Source organism: Nitrosopumilus oxyclinae (genome assembly GCF_013407165.1).
GTDB classification, from domain to species: domain Archaea; phylum Thermoproteota; class Nitrososphaeria; order Nitrososphaerales; family Nitrosopumilaceae; genus Nitrosopumilus; species Nitrosopumilus oxyclinae.
This window is the reverse complement of record NZ_CP026994.1, coordinates 358,359-376,130: the sequence shown is the minus strand read 5'-3', so window position 1 is coordinate 376,130 and position 17,772 is coordinate 358,359. Positions and strand designations below refer to the sequence as shown.

The 17,772-nt window shown below is 36.2% G+C and carries 19 protein-coding genes; 10 read left to right on the top strand and 9 right to left on the bottom strand.

The window, feature by feature from the left end:
• Both pfdA and C5F49_RS02170 read right to left on the bottom strand, forming a co-directional pair.
• Positions 1-429: a prefoldin subunit alpha gene (pfdA, locus tag C5F49_RS02175; protein WP_179363113.1), complete on the bottom strand. Its 429-nt coding sequence runs from the start codon at positions 427-429 to the stop codon at positions 1-3.
• Positions 430-530: 101 nt separating this feature from the next.
• Positions 531-1,151, bottom strand: a complete 621-nt coding sequence (locus C5F49_RS02170; protein WP_179363112.1) for a superoxide dismutase — start codon at positions 1,149-1,151, stop codon at positions 531-533.
• A gap of 78 nt (positions 1,152-1,229) precedes the next feature.
• Between C5F49_RS02170 and C5F49_RS02165 the strand changes: the two genes are divergently transcribed.
• On the top strand, positions 1,230-3,260 hold the full coding sequence (locus C5F49_RS02165) for a S8 family serine peptidase (protein WP_179363111.1): 2,031 nt from the start codon (positions 1,230-1,232) through the stop codon (positions 3,258-3,260).
• A gap of 2 nt (positions 3,261-3,262) precedes the next feature.
• Here the strand turns inward: C5F49_RS02165 and pckA are convergent, their stop codons facing one another.
• Positions 3,263-4,867 carry a phosphoenolpyruvate carboxykinase (ATP) gene (pckA, locus tag C5F49_RS02160; RefSeq protein WP_179363580.1) on the bottom strand — a complete coding sequence of 535 codons (1,605 nt, stop codon included), beginning with the start codon at positions 4,865-4,867 and terminating at the stop codon, positions 3,263-3,265.
• 148 nt (positions 4,868-5,015) lie between these two features.
• On the opposite strand from pckA, the gene C5F49_RS02155 reads away from it, so the two are divergent.
• Together C5F49_RS02155 and C5F49_RS02150 are read left to right on the top strand one after the other, a co-directional pair.
• On the top strand, positions 5,016-5,420 hold the full coding sequence (locus C5F49_RS02155; RefSeq protein ID WP_179363110.1) for a 50S ribosomal protein L32e: 405 nt from the start codon (positions 5,016-5,018) through the stop codon (positions 5,418-5,420).
• Entirely contained in the window at positions 5,404-5,859 is a 456-nt protein-coding gene (locus C5F49_RS02150) for a 50S ribosomal protein L19e (protein WP_179363109.1), read from the top strand. The genes C5F49_RS02155 and C5F49_RS02150 overlap by 17 nt, the downstream gene beginning before the upstream one ends.
• Here the strand turns inward: C5F49_RS02150 and C5F49_RS02145 are convergent.
• Complete coding sequence (locus tag C5F49_RS02145) at positions 5,856-6,155, bottom strand: methylated-DNA--[protein]-cysteine S-methyltransferase (protein WP_179363108.1); 300 nt, start codon at positions 6,153-6,155, stop codon at positions 5,856-5,858. The two genes, C5F49_RS02150 and C5F49_RS02145, sit on opposite strands and share 4 nt — an antisense overlap.
• Positions 6,152-6,928: a D-aminoacyl-tRNA deacylase gene (locus tag C5F49_RS02140; protein ID WP_179363107.1), complete on the bottom strand. Its 777-nt coding sequence runs from the start codon at positions 6,926-6,928 to the stop codon at positions 6,152-6,154. Before C5F49_RS02140 ends, C5F49_RS02145 begins: the two co-directional genes overlap by 4 nt.
• An 84-nt stretch (positions 6,929-7,012) precedes the next feature.
• Between C5F49_RS02140 and C5F49_RS02135 the strand changes: the two genes are divergently transcribed.
• From C5F49_RS02135 to C5F49_RS02125, 3 genes are read left to right on the top strand one after another with little or no spacing between them, the layout of a single operon-like run.
• Positions 7,013-7,141, top strand: coding sequence for a protein translocase SEC61 complex subunit gamma (locus C5F49_RS02135; protein WP_246275361.1), 129 nt, complete (start codon positions 7,013-7,015; stop codon positions 7,139-7,141).
• Between the two features lie 2 nt (positions 7,142-7,143).
• The gene (locus C5F49_RS02130; RefSeq protein WP_179363105.1) at positions 7,144-7,602 is read left to right on the top strand and encodes a transcription elongation factor Spt5; all 459 of its coding nucleotides are present in this window, start codon (positions 7,144-7,146) and stop codon (positions 7,600-7,602) included.
• Positions 7,603-7,637: 35 nt separating this feature from the next.
• Positions 7,638-8,117, top strand: a complete 480-nt coding sequence (locus tag C5F49_RS02125) for a 50S ribosomal protein L11 (RefSeq protein ID WP_179363104.1) — start codon at positions 7,638-7,640, stop codon at positions 8,115-8,117.
• Here C5F49_RS02125 and C5F49_RS02120 read toward each other — a convergent pair whose 3' ends face one another.
• Entirely contained in the window at positions 8,118-8,549 is a 432-nt protein-coding gene (locus C5F49_RS02120; RefSeq protein ID WP_179363579.1) for an Lrp/AsnC family transcriptional regulator, read from the bottom strand.
• Positions 8,550-8,741: 192 nt separating this feature from the next.
• Between C5F49_RS02120 and C5F49_RS02115 the strand changes: the two genes are divergently transcribed.
• Together C5F49_RS02115 and C5F49_RS02110 are read left to right on the top strand one after the other, a co-directional pair.
• Positions 8,742-9,404: a 50S ribosomal protein L1 gene (locus tag C5F49_RS02115; RefSeq protein WP_179363103.1), complete on the top strand. Its 663-nt coding sequence runs from the start codon at positions 8,742-8,744 to the stop codon at positions 9,402-9,404.
• Positions 9,397-10,263, top strand: coding sequence for a 50S ribosomal protein L10 (locus tag C5F49_RS02110; protein ID WP_179363102.1), 867 nt, complete (start codon positions 9,397-9,399; stop codon positions 10,261-10,263). The genes C5F49_RS02115 and C5F49_RS02110 overlap by 8 nt, the downstream gene beginning before the upstream one ends.
• Positions 10,264-10,382: 119 nt before the next feature.
• On the opposite strand, the gene C5F49_RS02105 is transcribed toward C5F49_RS02110, so the two are convergent.
• From C5F49_RS02105 to C5F49_RS02095, 3 genes are all read right to left on the bottom strand, one after another.
• Positions 10,383-11,021 (bottom strand): trimeric intracellular cation channel family protein, encoded by a 639-nt coding sequence (locus C5F49_RS02105; protein ID WP_179363101.1) that lies wholly within the window; start codon positions 11,019-11,021, stop codon positions 10,383-10,385.
• A gap of 79 nt (positions 11,022-11,100) precedes the next feature.
• Complete coding sequence (rpl12p, locus tag C5F49_RS02100; RefSeq protein ID WP_179363100.1) at positions 11,101-11,400, bottom strand: 50S ribosomal protein P1; 300 nt, start codon at positions 11,398-11,400, stop codon at positions 11,101-11,103.
• Between the two features lie 65 nt (positions 11,401-11,465).
• Positions 11,466-11,975 carry a hypothetical protein gene (locus tag C5F49_RS02095; protein ID WP_179363099.1) on the bottom strand — a complete coding sequence of 170 codons (510 nt, stop codon included), beginning with the start codon at positions 11,973-11,975 and terminating at the stop codon, positions 11,466-11,468.
• Between the two features lie 78 nt (positions 11,976-12,053).
• Between C5F49_RS02095 and alaS the strand changes: the two genes are divergently transcribed.
• Together alaS and leuS are read left to right on the top strand one after the other, a co-directional pair.
• On the top strand, positions 12,054-14,723 hold the full coding sequence (alaS, locus tag C5F49_RS02090; protein WP_179363098.1) for an alanine--tRNA ligase: 2,670 nt from the start codon (positions 12,054-12,056) through the stop codon (positions 14,721-14,723).
• A 4-nt stretch (positions 14,724-14,727) separates the two neighbouring features.
• Complete coding sequence (gene leuS, locus C5F49_RS02085) at positions 14,728-17,592, top strand: leucine--tRNA ligase (protein ID WP_179363097.1); 2,865 nt, start codon at positions 14,728-14,730, stop codon at positions 17,590-17,592.
• Positions 17,593-17,772: the final 180 nt, after the last annotated feature.

The following is a 17,772-nucleotide window of genomic DNA, read 5'->3' as shown; positions in this document are numbered from 1 at the left end:
TTATCCAGAAGTTGGAGGTTGTTGCATTGCCTGCATCATTTGATTCATTTGGGCTTTGCCTTGTTCTAATCTAGCAGAAGCATCTTGTTTTTTTGCTGCAGTATCTTGTATTGCAACTTCAACTTCTTTGATTCTTGCTTCTAGGTAGTTAATTGCAGAAGGAAAATCTTTTTCAACTGCAACTCCTGCACCGATATTCAAAACAATTTTAGAACTAGATGAAATTTTTGTGGGAACATATGTGCCCATTCCTATTGGAACTAGAGTTTCAGATTCAGGATTTTTACCAAGTGATTGAATAGATTGAATCGAAGCTGTTGCTTCTCTTAAAATATTCATAAAAGTTGCTTCTCTTTGAGATAAATCAGAAAAATACTGTTCAAGCATTTGCATTTGTTGCATTAATTGCTCTGCCTGTTCTTCACTCATGTACAACCAACATCTTCCAGATGGTTATAAATTCATTCATGGATTTTGAAAAATCTAATTAAAAATAGATTAAGAAATATAAAAAAAATAAAGATTTAACTTTATTTTGCTTTAGAGAATCTTGATTCTACTTCATCCCAATTAACAACATTCCACCATGCCTCAATATATGCAGGTCTTTTGTTTTGGTAGTTGAGATAGTATGCATGTTCCCATACATCACAGCCTAGTAATGGCACTAATCCAACAGTTCGTGGACTAGTTTGGTTTGGCATTGATTTGTACTCAACCTTACTTGAAGTAGGATTGTATACTAACCATCCCCAACCGCTGCCTTGAATTACAGCTGTAGTAGATGAAAATTTCTCTTTGAAGTCAGCAAAGCTTCCAAAGGATTCTTTGATTGCATCTGCAATAGATCCTCCAGGTTCACCGCCTCCGTTTGCTTTCATGTTATTCCAAAATAACCTATGGTTGTCAAAACCACCACCGTTGAAATTAACTGCACCTCTTTGAGCTTCTGGTACTGAATTAATATCAGACAAGATGTCAAGGATATCTTTTTCTTGGATATCAGCAGGACATGCTTCAAGAGCTGCATTTAGTTTGTCAGTGTATGCTTGATGATGTTTTGTGTGATGAATCTCCATTGTTTTTGCATCAATGTGAGGTTCCAATGCATCATATGCATATGGCATTTCAGGAAGAGTGTATTTTCCCATATAGGACTAGGATGATTTATTCAATTTATTGCTTTAGCAAGCAATTCATTTTTACTTGTTAAATGGATTACAAAACTTGTGAAAATATTAGTAATTTTCTCAGTATCAATAGCACTATTAGGAATTTTTATTTTATCGCAACCACTAGACTCTGAAAATGAATTTAGAACTTATCTGCAAAGAAGCGTTCCATTTGTTGGAACAGACATCCCTAGAATGGATGGGATAGACGGTTCTGGAATTAAGATTGCAGTGATAGATACGGGAGTTGATTTTAACCATCCAGATCTTTTGGGGTGGGGACCTGATGGCAAGGTAATTGGAGGATTTAATTTTATACAAGAAGGCAAACCACCACTTGATACAAACGGCCATGGGACTCAAGTTGCTGGAGTAATTGCAGCAGATGGGCAAATTACCGGCATTGCACCAAAGGCCAAAATTTTAGCTTACAAAGTTTCTGAAGACGGCGAAGGCGTTTCATCGGACTTGATAATTAGAGCAATAGAGAAAGCAATTGAGGATGAGGCAGACATTATCAATATCAGTTTAGGTGTAAACAAGACTAATTCAAAAATTGACCGTGCAGTAAATGCAGCATTAGAGAAAGAGATCTTTGTAGTTACTGCAGCAGGAAATGATGGACCTGGATTAGAATCAATTGGCAGTCCAGGAAGAAATTTTGGATCAGTAACAGTTGGTGCAACGTATAACAATCTAACTTCAAGCTTGGTTGCAACTTTTGAAATTGATGAAAAACCATACACTGTAATTCCAATGGTTGGTTCTTCAAAATTAGATAATGCAATTACGGGAAAAATAGTTTATGCCGGATTTGGAAAGGCTGAAGATTTTGAAAACATTGATGTAGAAAATGCAATAGTAATTGTTGAGCGAGGAAGTGATGTAGAAGGTGAGTTGTTATATTTTTCAATTAAAGAAAAAAATGCTGCAAATGCAGGAGCTAAAGCATTAATTGTTTACAATGACAAGTCAGGAATTTTCTTGGGTGAATTAATTCACGAGTTTATTGAAGAAGGATATTCACCGCAGATTCCAGTAGTGTCAATTGACAGAGAAGAAGGATTAGAAATTGTCAAATCAATAAAAAACAACAGTGAAGGAACACTACATCTGTTTTACAATCCAGACTTTGTAGCACATTTTAGTTCCAGAGGACCAGTATCTCCATTTTATATCAAACCAGAAATTGTAGCACCAGGTGCATACATCAACACCACACAAAATAATGCAGGATACAACTTTACCAGTGGCACAAGCTATGCTGCCCCTCATGTCAGTGGTGCAGCGGCTCTACTATTGCAGAAAAATCCAGAATTGCACCATCATGAGATCAAATCCATACTATTGACTACTGTCAAGGAGGTATCTGATGCCTACGGACAGGTGTTTTCAATCCATGATGCAGGAGCAGGGAGATTAGATATCGGAAATGCCTACAATGCAAAATTGATCATAGAGCCACCAAACTTTGTTGCCATGGCATCATCTGATGATAAAATTGTGGAAAGACAATTCCAGCTAAAATCAATTGATGGCTCATGGGACGGATTTGAGGTAAATTTTGACGGACCCGAATTCATTGCATTTAGTGGAGAACTTGTAGATGGAAATATTTTAGAAATAAAAATGAAGATGCTAGAAGATAATTTCGGAGAACATGAAGGACTAATTATGATAAGTCATGATGGTATCCAATACAGAGTTCCATTTCTGCTACACTATACCCAGGGTTCAGTTTCTGTAACTCAGCAAGAACAGGATCTTTTCTTTGAGATTAATCATCCAGAAGAATGGAGTTTTGCTAAAATTTCTGTAATTAATAGTAAAGATGGAAGAACTACAACAACTACAACAACTCCTGAGAAAAAAGCATCAATTGAGATTTATGAAAACTCACTGTATTGGATTGATACTAAAATTCAAGTAAATGGCAACACATCAAATGCATTTAACACAATTGAGATTAACTCACTAGATGAAAATATCAATAGACCAGATATACTAGACATTCCAGAAAAACAAATCGGCATAATAGCTATAATTTTAATTGGAATTGGAATGTTTGGAATTTTAAAAAGAAGATAAATCTATTTTAGATTTTTAGGACCAGCATTAATAATTTCAGGTGAAACGTCTTCAAACTTTGCAAAGTTTTCAACAAACATTTGTGCTAATTTTTTTGCAGAAAGATCATACGAGTCTTTGTCAACCCAAGTATTTTTTGGATCCAAAATTTCATCTGGGACACCTTCCACCTGAGTTGGAATATCCAAATTAAACAAATCATCATGTCTATACTTTACAATGTCAAGTGCACCTGAAAGTGCAGCAGTTACCATTGCCCTACTATACTTGATCTTTATTCTTTTTCCAACTCCATATGGACCGCCAGACCATCCAGTGTTGACGAGGTAAACTACGGTATTATGCTGATTAATTTTTTCTCCGAGTAGTTTTGCATAAACTGAGGCTGGTCTAGGCATGAATGGGGCTCCAAAACACTGAGAAAATACAGATTTTGGCTCTTTAATTCCTCGCTCAGTTCCTGCCAATTTACTGGTATATCCGGACATGAAATGATACATTGCCCCTTCTTTTGTAAGTCGGGAAACTGGAGGTAAAACCCCTAATGCATCTGCAGTCAAAAATATAATCACTCGAGGATTGCCACCAACACTTGGAATTACAGCACCTGGGATGAAATCAAGTGGATAGCCAACACGAGTATTTTCAGTTAATGTATTATCGTCATAGTCTGGAACATTGTCATTTAGTACAACATTTTCTAAAAGAGCTCCTGGTTTGATTGCATTCCAAATTTCAGGTTCTGCCTCTTGACTTAGGTCAATGCACTTTGCATAACATCCACCTTCAAAATTAAAAGTACCATTATCAGACCATCCATGTTCATCGTCTCCAATTAATTTTCTATTAGGGTCTGCTGAAAGTGTAGTTTTACCAGTACCAGATAAACCAAAGAACAAGGCAGTGTCACCTTTCTCTCCAATATTTGCAGAGCAGTGCATTGGGAAAATACCACGTCCAGGTAAAAGGAAGTTCATAACACCAAACATTGATTTTTTCATCTCGCCTGCATATTCAGTTCCACCAATCAAAACAATTTTTCTAGTCAAGTCAATTAGGATAAAGACATCAGTTCTAGTTCCATCAATTTCAGGATCTGCAACAAAGTCATTGATACAAAGAATTGTAAATTCAGGTTCGTGTTTTTCTAATTCATCTTTAGTTGGTCTAATGAATAAATTACTTGAAAACATACTCTGCCAAACATGATCATTGATTACTCTGATTGGTAAGCGGGTTTCAGGATCAGCCCCTACAAATCCATCAAAAACAAAGAGTTCCTTGTTATCAACAAAGTCTTTCATTTTTTCAAATAGTTTTTCAAACTTGCCACTTGGGAATTGATGGTTAATTGGACCCCAGTCAATTGTGTCATGAGTTTTATCATCATATACGATAAATCGGTCATCAGGGGATCTGCCGGTATATTTGCCAGTATTGACTGAAAGTGAGCCTGTAGAGTTGACTACTCCCTCCTTTCGCTCAACTGCCAATTTTACCATCTCATCTACGCTAAGATTTCTGTGGACTTTGGATGGTTTAATTCCAAATTGAGTTAATTGTGATGAAAATTTCTCAGTTGCTGCAGTACCTAGTACTAGTGTCAGAGGAGTATGCCTCCAGAAATACAGTGATCAATCCCAGCCTGAGTCATGAGATATTCGATCCGACCTAGGTTTCCTTATTATCTTTTTCTTAAAGAAAATTTTCTATGATCTAGGAACGTATTTATTCCAAAATTCAAGACTCAATTTCATGACGATCAACAAAGAATTGCTTGCAAAGAGACAAGAGGTCAAAGAAAACAAGCCAGACTTTGTAAGACCAGAAAGTTGGCGTTATGTTAGACTTCAAACCAATTGGAGAAAACCAAAAGGTATTGATCATCACCAAAGAAAACAAAAAAGCAGAGGCCGTCCAGGTCTTGTCAAAATTGGATATGGTGGACCAAAAGAAGCACGAGGATTACATCCATCAGGATTTACAGATAACCTAGTTTACAACTTGAACGATTTAGAAAAATTAGACCCAAAGAAAGATGGAGTTCGATTTGCCCACGGTGTCGGTACCAGAAAAAGAAAAGAAATCATAGTTAAAGCAATTGAGCAAAAATTCAAAATTTTCAATGCGAGAGTGAGTGCAAGTGGTAGTAAATCTTAGAGCTAAGAAAAGACTTGCAGCCAGAGTTACTGGTGTTGGAGTTCATAGAATTAGATTCGATACAGACCATCTAGATGATATTGCAGATGCAATTACAAGAGAAAATATCCGTAGTCTTATCACCGCAAACACAATTAAAATTAAATCATTTACCGGTACTTCAAGAGGAAGAGCACACGACAAGAAAGCTCAGAAAAACAAAAGAGGTACAACTCAAGGTTCCAAACAAGGACGAAAAGGTGCAAGAGTTGGTAAGAAAGAAGTCTATGTTGCAAAAGTTAGAGCACTAAGACGATTATTGAAGATTGCAAAAGACAGAAAAGATTTGACTAATCCAGAGTTCTGGGCTCTTTACAAGAAAGTAGGTGGAAACACAGTTAGAAACAAAGCTCACCTCAGACTACTCATGGAAGAGATTAAAGAAAAACGCAAAAATTAGAATCGATAAAGTTTATTTTCCAATTCTAAAATTTTACCATTTTCAATTTTAACTCCTTCATCACTTAGCATCTTTGTTTTGACATGTTCTCCATATGCATATCCACCAATTTTTCCAGTAGACATTACAACTCTGTGGCAAGGAATGATCACAGGGTATGGATTTTTGTTCATTATTTTTCCTATTGCACGCTGACCATTTTTTAATCCAACAGCTTTTGCCAATTCTCCATATGTGGTAATCTGCCCCTTTGGAACTTGTAGTAATTTTTTGTAAACTTTTTGCTGCAGATTCAAAGTCTAATGACCTCAAGGTCTGTGGATTTTAAAAGTTCAAGAACTTTTTGTTTGTTTGTTCCCAATCCACGCCAATCAAGTAAAGCAAATTTTGCCATATTGTTTTGAGTGATAATGTGAGAAAATAATTCCTCATCAAGATCATCTAATGCATGTTTAGGAATTACAGTACCTAATGCATATTTTCCATCTAATAGTTCACTAGTAAATTTTGAAGGATAGTGAGTGCCACCAAAACAAATCGCTACTGGATGTTCTTTGATCGGTTCACTCAATACTTTGTGAACTAGTTTTGCAACTGAATGACACAGAGACTCATCAGTCCATTGTTTTTCAGTAGTGCCAATCTCTACAAATATTGAGGGTTTTTTCAGTGCAGTAGGTCCATGGTGAGTAGCCTCTATAGTAATTTGGAATTCTGAGAATTTTGATTGGTTTTTCATTAAAGTTTGAAGATATGTTTTTTGAAAATCAGGTTTTGGGATTGCCACTTGTCTATCGTTTCCACCAAACTTTGCATCTGAAAAATTCCCAGTACTGTGACATGTCAAAGCTAAAACTCCAGACTCTGCTGCATGTTTTGAGAGAAAAATAAATCCGTCATAATCATATTTTTCCTCCAACCAATCAGCAGAAATTGCAGGGGTTGGAATGATTAAAAGATCATAAAATTTTCCGCGAAAGACATCACCGTCTTTTGTCATTTCTTTTGAAAGAAACTTTGCCATATTGTGACCTGCCGGGTCATCTTGATACGCAACTAGTAGCTCCATGAGATAAGAGATATAAGGACACCTTATTAATTTCCAGCAATGAACCCTAGGCAAACTTTGAAGAACATGGCCAACACTATGAAAATGGCCAAAAAGCCAGACAAAGATGAGTATTCACAACACCTTAGACTCGTTTTGTTAGGAATAGCAGGTGTAGGAGCTATTGGTTTTACAATTCAGTTTGTCTTTTCTGTAATTACGTTTGGTAGATAACAATGTCTGAAGAAATAAAATCACACTTGTTTGCAATTAGAACTACTGGAGGACAGGAAAAAGTCGTCATGAGATTATTAGAAGCAAAAGCCAATGCAAATCAAATTAACATTCAGTCAGTATTTTGGGTAAGTGACTTGAAAGGATATGTCGTAATTGAAGCAGTCAATCCAAGTGATGCATATCTTGCAGTAGAAGGAGTCAGACATATCCGAGGTCAATTAAGAGGAGAATTAGAATTCAAAGATATTGAAGGATATCTAATCAAGAAATCAACAGTTTCACAATTAACAGTAGATAATGTAGTAGAAATTACAGGTGGACCATTCAAAGGAATGAAGGCAACAATTACTAGAATTGATGTCGACAAAGAAGAGGCAACTGTAGTTTTGTTAGATGCATCATACCAATTACCAGTCACAGTGGACGCTAACTACCTAAAGCTGTCTACTGAGGGTTAGGAAGGATTAAATTTTCAATTTGAGTTTGATTTAACATGGGAGAACAAAAAGTATCATCACTTGTAACAGGCGGAGGAGCATCAGCAGGTCCACCATTAGGTCCAGCACTAGGTCCGCTTGGAGTCAACATCATGGAAGTTATCAATTCTATTAATGAGAAAACCAAAGACTTTGAGGGAATGAAAGTTCCAGTTACAGTAATCGTTGATACAGATACAAAAAAATATGAAATTGAAATCGGCATCCCATCAGCTGCTGCTTTAATCATGAAAGAGGCCGGAATCTCAAAAGGTTCTGGAGCATCAGGAACTGAATGGGCAGGGGATGTAACAATGGAGTCAATTGTCAGAGTAGCAAATACAAAACTTGACAAATCTTATGCTTCTTCACTAAAATCAGTTGCAAAAACCATCATTGGTACATGTGTAGCATTAGGAGTTAAAGTAGAAGGTAAAACTCCTAAAGAAATTACTGCCGAGATCAATGAAGGCAAATGGGACGCAAAATTTCAATAATTATTGAATAAGATATACCGGATCTTTATCGGTTTTTTGTAATTCTACAAAGGTTTCAGTATTTTGAATACCTTCTATTTTTCCGATTTTTTCAATTACTATACTGTGTAAAGCTTCAAGATTCTTTGCATACACCTGAATCATAATGTCAAATCTTCCTGTAATTTCAGAAATGGATACAACCTCAGCAGTTGCCATGAATTGTTTGTGAATTGTATCCTTGAATTTTGGATCTCGGTTTATACCGACTGAGGCCTTTACTCCAATCCCTAATAATGAATCATCAATCTCAATTGTGAACTTTTTGATGAGTTTCTTCTTCATCAGTCTCTTAATTCGACTGTAAAGAACAGAGGCATTGATTCCTAATTTTTTTGATAAAGTAGGGACAGAAATGGAACCATCATTGGTCAATTCATAAAGTAATTTCATATCTAATTCGTCAAATCTATGCAACGTAATCGAAAAACATGATTATGATTTAATATATGTAGGTTTTCAGCATGATTTTCACCTTAATTATAAAAAATTTAGTGAAAAAATGTAATTTTTTAAAATAATTGAGCGACAAAAGACATCAATCTCTAAACGATTTTAAGTAGGTTTTCTAGAAATTGTTTCGTAATGATTACAGATGCTCAGATTACTGAATTGATTAAAAGAGCAAGAGGAGCTACAAAAGAGCGTAAATTTAAACAATCTTTAGAATTAATCGTCACTTTCAAAGATATTGATGTAAAAAAAGGATTTGCAATTAACGAAGTTGTTCAACTTCCAAAGACTAGTTCTCCAGCAACTGTTTGCATTATTGCAACAGGTGAAATGAATCAAAAAGCAAAAGCTGCAAAAGCAGATTCTGTAATTGGAACAGAAGAACTAAGTAAATTTGGTGCAAACAAAAGAGAATCTAGAAAATTCATTAACAAATATGATTTCTTCTTGGCAGATACCAAAGTCATGCCAGAAGTTGGTAAAACTTTGGGTCAACTATTAGGTCCAAGAGGAAAGATGCCAACACCAGTTCCATTTGATGCATCCATTGAAGCATTCTTGCAAAGATTTAGATCTTGCATCAAAGTAAGAACAAGAGCATCATTGTCAATCTCATCTAAAATTGGAGATTTGTCTATGGATGATGCAGATTTAACAATTAACGCACATACAGTCCTAGCTGCAATTGAAAAGAAATTACCAAACGGAGAGAAGAACATAAAGAAAATTTTAATTAAAACTACAATGGGCAAACCGGTAAAACAAATACAAGAGGTCAAGAAGAAATATGCATGAAAATAGAACTTCTTATCCTAAAAGAAAATCCCAAATGTATCAACAATTACAAGAGCTTCCAAAAAAATACAAAGTTCTAGCTGTAATTAAAATGAGAAAAGTTCGTTCTACACAAATTCTTCCATTAAGAAAAACTCTTGCAGGACAAGTAGAATTTTTCAGCATTAAAGATAAAATTGCAAAAAAAGCATTTGAGAAATTAGATGTCCCAGGAATCAAAGACATTGCAGACCATCTAACTGGACAATGCATGTTCTTGTTTACTGACATGTCACCATTCAAGCTAAACGTACTTCTTGCCAAAAACAAAGTAATGATGGCAGCAAGAGGTGGAGACCTTGCAAGTTTTGATATTGTAGTTCCTGCCAAGAACACAGGAATCGCACCAGGACCAATGCTTACAGAATTCAAAGAAGCTGGCATTCCAACTAAGATTGATCAAGGAACAATCTGGATTGCAAAGGATAGTACCCCAGTGAAAAAGGGCGAGGCAATCAATGAGAAATTAGCATCCATTTTAGGTAAATTAGATATCAAACCAGTAGAAGCAGGAATTTCACTAGTCACTGCACTAGAGGATGGAACTGTATATGCTGAAGAAGAGATGGTAATTGATGTTGAAAAAGTCAGAAATGCATTTGCTCAATTCCACCAAGAAGCAGTTACACTATCAATTGAAGCAGGATATATCACAGCAGACAACGTTATGCAAATTCTCAGCAAGGCAGCACAATCTGCACGTTCTGTATCTGTTGAATCAGGATTTATGACTGATGAGACAAAGGAACAAATTCTACAAAAAGCAGACTCTCAAGCAAAAGCAGTTGCAGGCCAAGCAAAAGATTACACTCCTGCTTAAATCTCAGAAATATCATTTATCATTGTGAATCGAAATCTGATCTTAATCATATTAGGGATAATTGGATTTGGAATTTTTGAAGTTTTAATGTATTCAGGTTTGCTTAATTTTCTAGCAATCTAGTCCAAAGATTCTCGAACCTTTGGAAGATTCCAATTAAACTTCATTGCAAGTAATCTAATTCCAGTTCCTGTAACTATTCCAACTACTGATGCAATCTGTACATCAACACCAGCTGATAAAATTCCATAGAACACTACAATTCCGATAATACTTGCAATTGCATATACTTCTTTTACAAATACAATTGGAATTTCTCGAACAAAGACATCTCGTAATATTCCACCACCAATTGCTGTAATCATTCCACCAAAGAGCATTGGGAGAAACTCCAATCCAACTACTTGGTATGCAATTGATGCACCTAAAATTGAAAACACTCCCAACCCTACTGCATCAAAGACTAGCCATATGCTCATCTGTTTTTTGAATTTTGTATACAAGAAGAACATTACAACACCAACTGTAACAGTAATTGCTACATAGATAGGATCTGAAAACGCTGTAGGGAATCGTCCAAAGATTACATCTCGAGTTACACCACCACCTACTCCAACTACAGAGGCCAAAACTATAATTCCAAAAATATCTGCCTTGTGTGATATTGCTTTTGAAGCTCCAGTTACCGCAAATGCAATCGTCCCCAAATAATCTAAAATGCTAATGAATCCATCAATTGGAAACGAAAAATCAACCATCTATTGCAAATTGTGAGCTATTGCTAATTAAGATTTGAAAAATAAAGATCAAAAGTAAATTTGATAGAAATAAAGTTGCTTAGCCAAATAAGGAAGACAATCCTTCCATGGCTGCTTCTTCGTTTTTAGGTTCTTCTTTCTTCTTTTCTTCTGCTGCCGGTGCTGCTGCGTCTGCTGCCGGTGCTGCGGCTGCTGCAACTGCTACTGGGGCGGCTTTAACTGCCTCATCGATGTTAACATCGGCTAAGGCTGCAACTAGTGATTTAACTTGGGCTTCATTAACGTCAGCACCAGATGCTTTAACAACTGATGTGAGGTTTGCCTCGTTAACTTCTTTGTCTAGTTTGTGAAGAAGTAAAGCAGCGTAAACATATTCCATTGTATCGAGATTTTCTTAGGGCATAATATAAAACTATGGAGAAGTTACGCCTAGAAATTGGAAATCTAGTTGAGAATTTTCAGACTTCTGCAAACAGCATAAAGTGTTCTCTTTAGAGTTGGATCAGTCAAAGTTTCCATTCTGTGCTTTAAGACTCGTTTTGCCTCATCTCTTTCAGAACCTTCAGGTAATGATAGAACAGTATTGATAAATTCTGGAATTGATTCTCGAATCCAACCATCAAGCATTGCATAAATTTTTGGAGGAAGAATATCGCATTTATCAACATCAAGATCTAGCACTTCGGCATAATTCTCATGTTCAACTCTATACACCAAAGCTAAAACAACATTATCTGGAGTTGGATGTTCAAGAATTTCCCTTGAGCGCTCTCCAGTCTTTCCTTGAGCAATCTTATTTTTTAATCCAATTGCATTTACTAGTACTCCGTTAACTCCGACTTTACGTCCATCAACACCAGTAACTATTCCAAAAATAAAGTCATTAAATTCACCATTTTTTTTAACTGAGAAAACTGCAGTTCCTTCTTTGAGAGCAGGTTTCTTTCCAAACATGAATAGATTACATTGTGTTCTGTATTTAATGTATCATTAATCGACAATTCTTAATATTGGAATATAGCAGTCTCAGCGTTGGATAAAAAAGAGATTCTAAAAGAATTTTCAGCAGATCCTGAGAAATACTATAACGTCAAACTTTTCCAAGAGCAAGGATTTACAAGAAAATCTTGCACTAAATGTGGCAGATTCTTTTGGACTCTAAATGCCGATAGAAACTTGTGTCCAGATGATGGATTGGATACGTATTCGTTCATCGGTGAGCCTCCAACTAGCAAGAGATTTGATTATACACAAGCTTGGAAACAAGTTGAGGAATTTTTTGTAAAAAATAATCACACATCAGTATCAAGATATCCTGTTGTGTGCAGATGGCGAGATGATCTGTTTTTTACAATTGCATCAGTTGTTGATTTTCAAAGAATAATGGGAAGCAAAGTTGTTTTTGAATTTCCTGCAAACCCACTAGTAGTTCCACAAACTTGTTTGCGTTTCAAAGATTTAGAAAATGTAGGAGTTACCGGCAGACACTTTTCTAGCTTCTGCATGATTGGACAACACAGTGTTCCAGATTTAGGAGGATACTGGAAAGATGAATGCGTTGATTTGGATTTTAGATTATTGACTGATCAGTTTGGAATTAAAAAAGAAGAAGTCGTTTTTGTAGAGGACGTATGGGCTGGCGGCGGCTCTTTTGGACCGTCACTAGAATACTTTGTTCGAGGGCTAGAGCTTGGAAATGCAGTATTTACTGAATTCCAGGGGGAGCTAGGGAATCACACTACACTTGACCAGAGAGTTATAGACATGGGTGCAGGGCTTGAGAGATTTGCATGGATTACAATGGGTACACCTACTGCATACGACTGTTGTTTTGGTCCAATTAACGGGAAGTTATTTGAAAAGATTGGAGTTGATTCAGACTCTGAAGTTTTAAAAAAATACTTTACAGAAATTGCAAAAGAGATTGATCACTACGATGACTTGAATGAGGTAAGACGCATTGCAGTAAAGAATGCAGGAATTACAGATACTCAGCTAGATAAAATGATAACACCACTAGAAGGAGTGTATCAAATTGCAGATCATCTGAGAACTCTAATCTTTGCAATTTCAGATGGTGCATTGCCAAGTAATGTTGGTGGTGGATATAATCTCAGAATGATGTTGCGACGAATCAATGGAACAATTACCAGATTAAATTTGAAATTAGATATGGATGATTTGATAGATACTCACATTGACTATCTCAAAGATACCTATCCTGAGCTTGATGAGAAGAGAGAAGATGTCAAGGCAATTCTCAAGCTAGAATCTGCAAGATATGAGGACTCCAAAGTACACATGAAGAAAAAAGCAGAAAAGATTCGTGAAAAAGGTGTGCCAACAGTCGATGAATTAATCACTTTATACGAATCAGATGGAATTACACCTGAATATCTCAAAGAAGTCGATGCAATTAGTGAGATTCCATCACAATTTTACTCTAAACTATCTGATTTGCACCAGTCTGAAAAGAAAAAGGCAATCACAGAACTTCCACTAGAAGAGTTACCTGAAACTGAAACTCTATTTTACAAAGACGACCCAATGCAGTTTGATGCCAAAGTAATCAAAGTCTTTGATGATCAAGTGGTATTAGATAGAACTTCATTTTATGCAAGAGGTGGAGGACAAGAACCGGACTTGGGAACCATTGCAGGATTCAAAGTTGTAAACGTGGACAAACACGCAAACATTATTGTTCACAAGCTAGAAGGTGGCGTTCCAAAAGAAGGAGAAACTGTACAGTGCAAAGTTGATGAGACAAGACGTGCAAACATAACCAAAAACCATACCAGTACTCACATCATCAATGCATCATCAAGAGGTGTTTTGGGTTCATGGATTTGGCAGCACTCTGCATTCAAAGACGATGATCATGCAAGATTAGACATTACACATCATTCCTCATTAACGGATGAGCAAGTAAAACAGATTGAAGATGCAGCAAACCAAATGGTAAAGGAGAACTATCCAGTGAATATAGATTACTACGATAGAGGAACTGCAGAGCAAAAGTATGGATTTAGAATTTATCAAGGCGGTGTAGTTCCAGTAAAGTCAGTTAGAATTGTATCAATTGAAGATAAAGACATTGAAGCTTGTGGTGGAACACATGTCAAAAAGACTGGAGATATAGAACTGATCAAAATTACAAAGACTAAACGAATTCAAGACGGTGTAGTTAGAATAGAGTTTGTCTCAGGTCCAACTGCATTCCAATATGTAAAAGACCAAGAAGAGGAATCTAAAAAGCAAGCTGAAGAAAACATTGCAAAAGAAAAATTAGAAAAACAACGAGAAGAGAATAAAGAAAAAGCAAGAGAGCAGATTCCAATACTACTAGAGAAGATAATTTCAGGAGAATCAGTAGAGACAGATGGAATTAGTGTGAAGGGGAAATTGTGTTTTACATCCAGTGAGAATTATGATGATTATTTTTATCAAAACTTTGGCAAGAAACTAGTTGCAAAAGATGATACTGCTGCATTTTGTGGAATTTTTGAAGCTGGTCCAACTGTGCGAGTAATGGTCTTTGCAGGAGAGCAATCAGGCGTAAATTCAGGCGAGATTGCCAAGGAGATAGCCTCAATTTTAGGAGGTTCTGGTGGTGGTGATGCTAAATTTGCTCAAGGTGGAGGAAAGGACACATCTAAAAAAGAGCAGGCAATAGCCAAAGCAAAATCAATGATTTTAGGATAATACTATGATAAACTGGAATGAACTAGAAACTAAATGGCGAAACAAGTGGGCAGAATCAAAAGACTTTGAGACAAACCCAAATGATAAACCAAAAAAATTCATTACAGTTGCATATCCGTATCCAAACTCTCCGCAACATATCGGACATGGCAGAACATACACACTAGCTGATGTTCATGCAAGGTTCTATAGAATGCAAGGATACAACGTATTGTTTCCAATGGGATTCCACTATACTGGAACTCCAGTATTAGGCATGGCCAAAAGAATTGAGAAGGGAGAGAAAGAAATTCTTGATGGATTACGAAATGTGTATCATGTTCCTGAAGAGGCAATCAAGACATTTGTTGAACCAATAAAGATTGCAGATTATTTCCATGAAGAGATAAAATCTGGAATGATCGAGATGGGTTATTCAATTGATTGGAGACGAGAGTTTACTACTATAGTTCCAGGTTATCAGAAATTTATCGAGTGGCAGATTACTATACTCAAAGAAAGAGGTAGAATTATTCAAGGTAGTCATCCAGTTGGTTGGTGTCCAAAAGACCAGAATCCTGTATCACAGCACGATACAATGGGGGACGTTGAACCCAAAATTGATGAGAAGAATTTCTTGATTAAATTCAAGCTAGGTGAATTTATTTTCCCAGTGACAACACTGCGACCTGAAACAATTTTTGGAATTACGAATCTTTGGGTCAATCCAAATACTATATACAAAAAGGTAACAGTTGATGATGAAACATGGATAATTTCTGAAGAGTGTGCACATAAAATAGAATTCTTTGAAAAACAAGTAAAAATAATTGGCGATATTCCAGGTAGTGAAATTATTGGAAAATATGCAACTAACCACGATGGACGAGAGATTCCAGTATTACCTGCAGATTTTGTAGAGCCCGGAATGGGTACGGGTGTAGTAATGTCAGTGCCAGCTCACGCACCAAAGGATTACCAAGCTTTGATGGATTTGAAGGCTAAAAATCACGAATTAGCGTCCAAAATTGAGCCTATTCCCATCATAGTTACAGAAGGATATGGAGAGTATCCTGCAAAACAGATTTGTGAGAAATTAGGAGTTTCAGACCAAACAGATTCCAAGCTAGAAGAGGCTACAAAGGAATTGTACCTCAAAGAGTTTACAGATGGAAAATTAAATGAAAAATGTTTACATTTCAATAACGAAAAGGTGCAGTTTGGTCGCGATAAAATCAGAACATGGCTCCAAGAGAACAACACACTAGAAAAATTCCCAGTGCTTGAAAACTCTCCGGTACATTGCAGATGCGGAGCTGAATGTGTTGTAAAAATATTGAACAACCAATGGTTTCTCAATTACGGAGATGAAGAGTGGAAGGAGCTTGCTCGTAATTGTTTTGATGAAATGAACATTCTACCTAGTAACATTAGAACAGAATTCAAAGAAGTGATAGAGTGGTTACACGAGCGAGCTTGTGCAAGACAACAGGGGTTGGGAACTAAACTCCCATGGGACAAGGATTGGATTGTAGAGTCATTATCAGATAGTGTAATTTACATGGCATACTATACCATTTCACGATTCCTAAATGATGGAACAGTATCTCCTGAGAATTTAACTCGCGAGTTTTTCGATTATGTTTTGCTTGACAAAGGAGATGTGGCACTAGCTGCTAGCACTTCTAAACTTTCTGAGGATATTATCAATACAATGAAAAAAGAATTCCAATATTTCTATCCAGTTGACTCTAGACATTCAGGACGAGATTTAGTTCAGAATCATTTGTCATTTTTTGTATTAAATCATGTAGCAATATTTGAGAAAAAACTATGGCCACAAGAAATTGTAGTCAATGGAAGTGTAATGATGGATGGTGCTAAGATGTCAAAGAGTATGGGAAATATCATTCCGTTACGTACTGCAATCAGAGACCATGGTGCAGATCCAATTAGATTGGCTATCATTTCATCAGCAGAATTGTTACAGGATGCAGATTTTAACATGGAATCAGTTTCAGGAATTCAAAGCAAGCTTACATCTCTACTTGAAGAGTGCTCTAGGCTCAAAAATGAGCCTATTTCAGAGTTGCAAGCTGAAGATAAATGGATTTTATCTAAAACCCAAAGTTTGATTGGAGATGTTACAGAAGCAGTTGAAAAAATGAGATTGCGTGAGGCATTACATGATATTTTGTTTTCATTTGAATCTGATTTGAGTTGGTATGCAAAACGTGTAGAAGCTAAAGGACGAAAAGACGTTTCAGGAATTTTGTACAAGATAAATTCTGCACGAGTTGCAATGTTGTCTCCATTTGCACCACACATAGCTGAGGAAATGTGGGAGAAGCTTGGAAATGAAACCCAAGTGTCAAAATCAGCATGGCCTACACATTCCAAAGATGATGTTGATGTTACTGCCATTCAAGCTGAAGTGTTGCTTAAAGGAACCATAGATGACATTGCAAATATTCTCAAAGTTACAAAAATAACTCCAAAGAAAATTGTTCTTTATGTAAATTCAGATGAAACAAAAACCAAAATCTATCGTAAGATGTTAGGCATAATGGTAGGCGGTCAAAACAACATGGGAGTTGTAATGAAAGAACTCATTGCAGATCCGCAAACTACAGATGCTAAAAAGATGCCAGACTTTGTACAAAAGACAATCAAGGATTTGCATTCAGAATCTGAAGAAATTAAATCAATGAAGCATGAATCTTCAAGCTTTGATGAGAAGGAATTCTTATCATCTGAACTATCAAGTATCGGTAAAAAGGAATTTGGAGTAGACATTACAGTATATTCAGAATCAGATAATGACATTTATGATCCAAAAGGTAAAGCAAGACACGCAAGACCATTCAAGCCTGCAATATTGATTGAATAATTTTTTGTTTAATTATCTGAAGGTGACTTGACAAATTAGTTCAAAGCCATTAATTCAGGTATGAATCCACGGGGATTCAGCCACCATTTTGTGGATAAAAATGGACGCAGATAGGAATAGAAAAAACAGGTTTTGTAAGAACAATACATGATTATCGTATGTATTAGCTTCAACAGATAT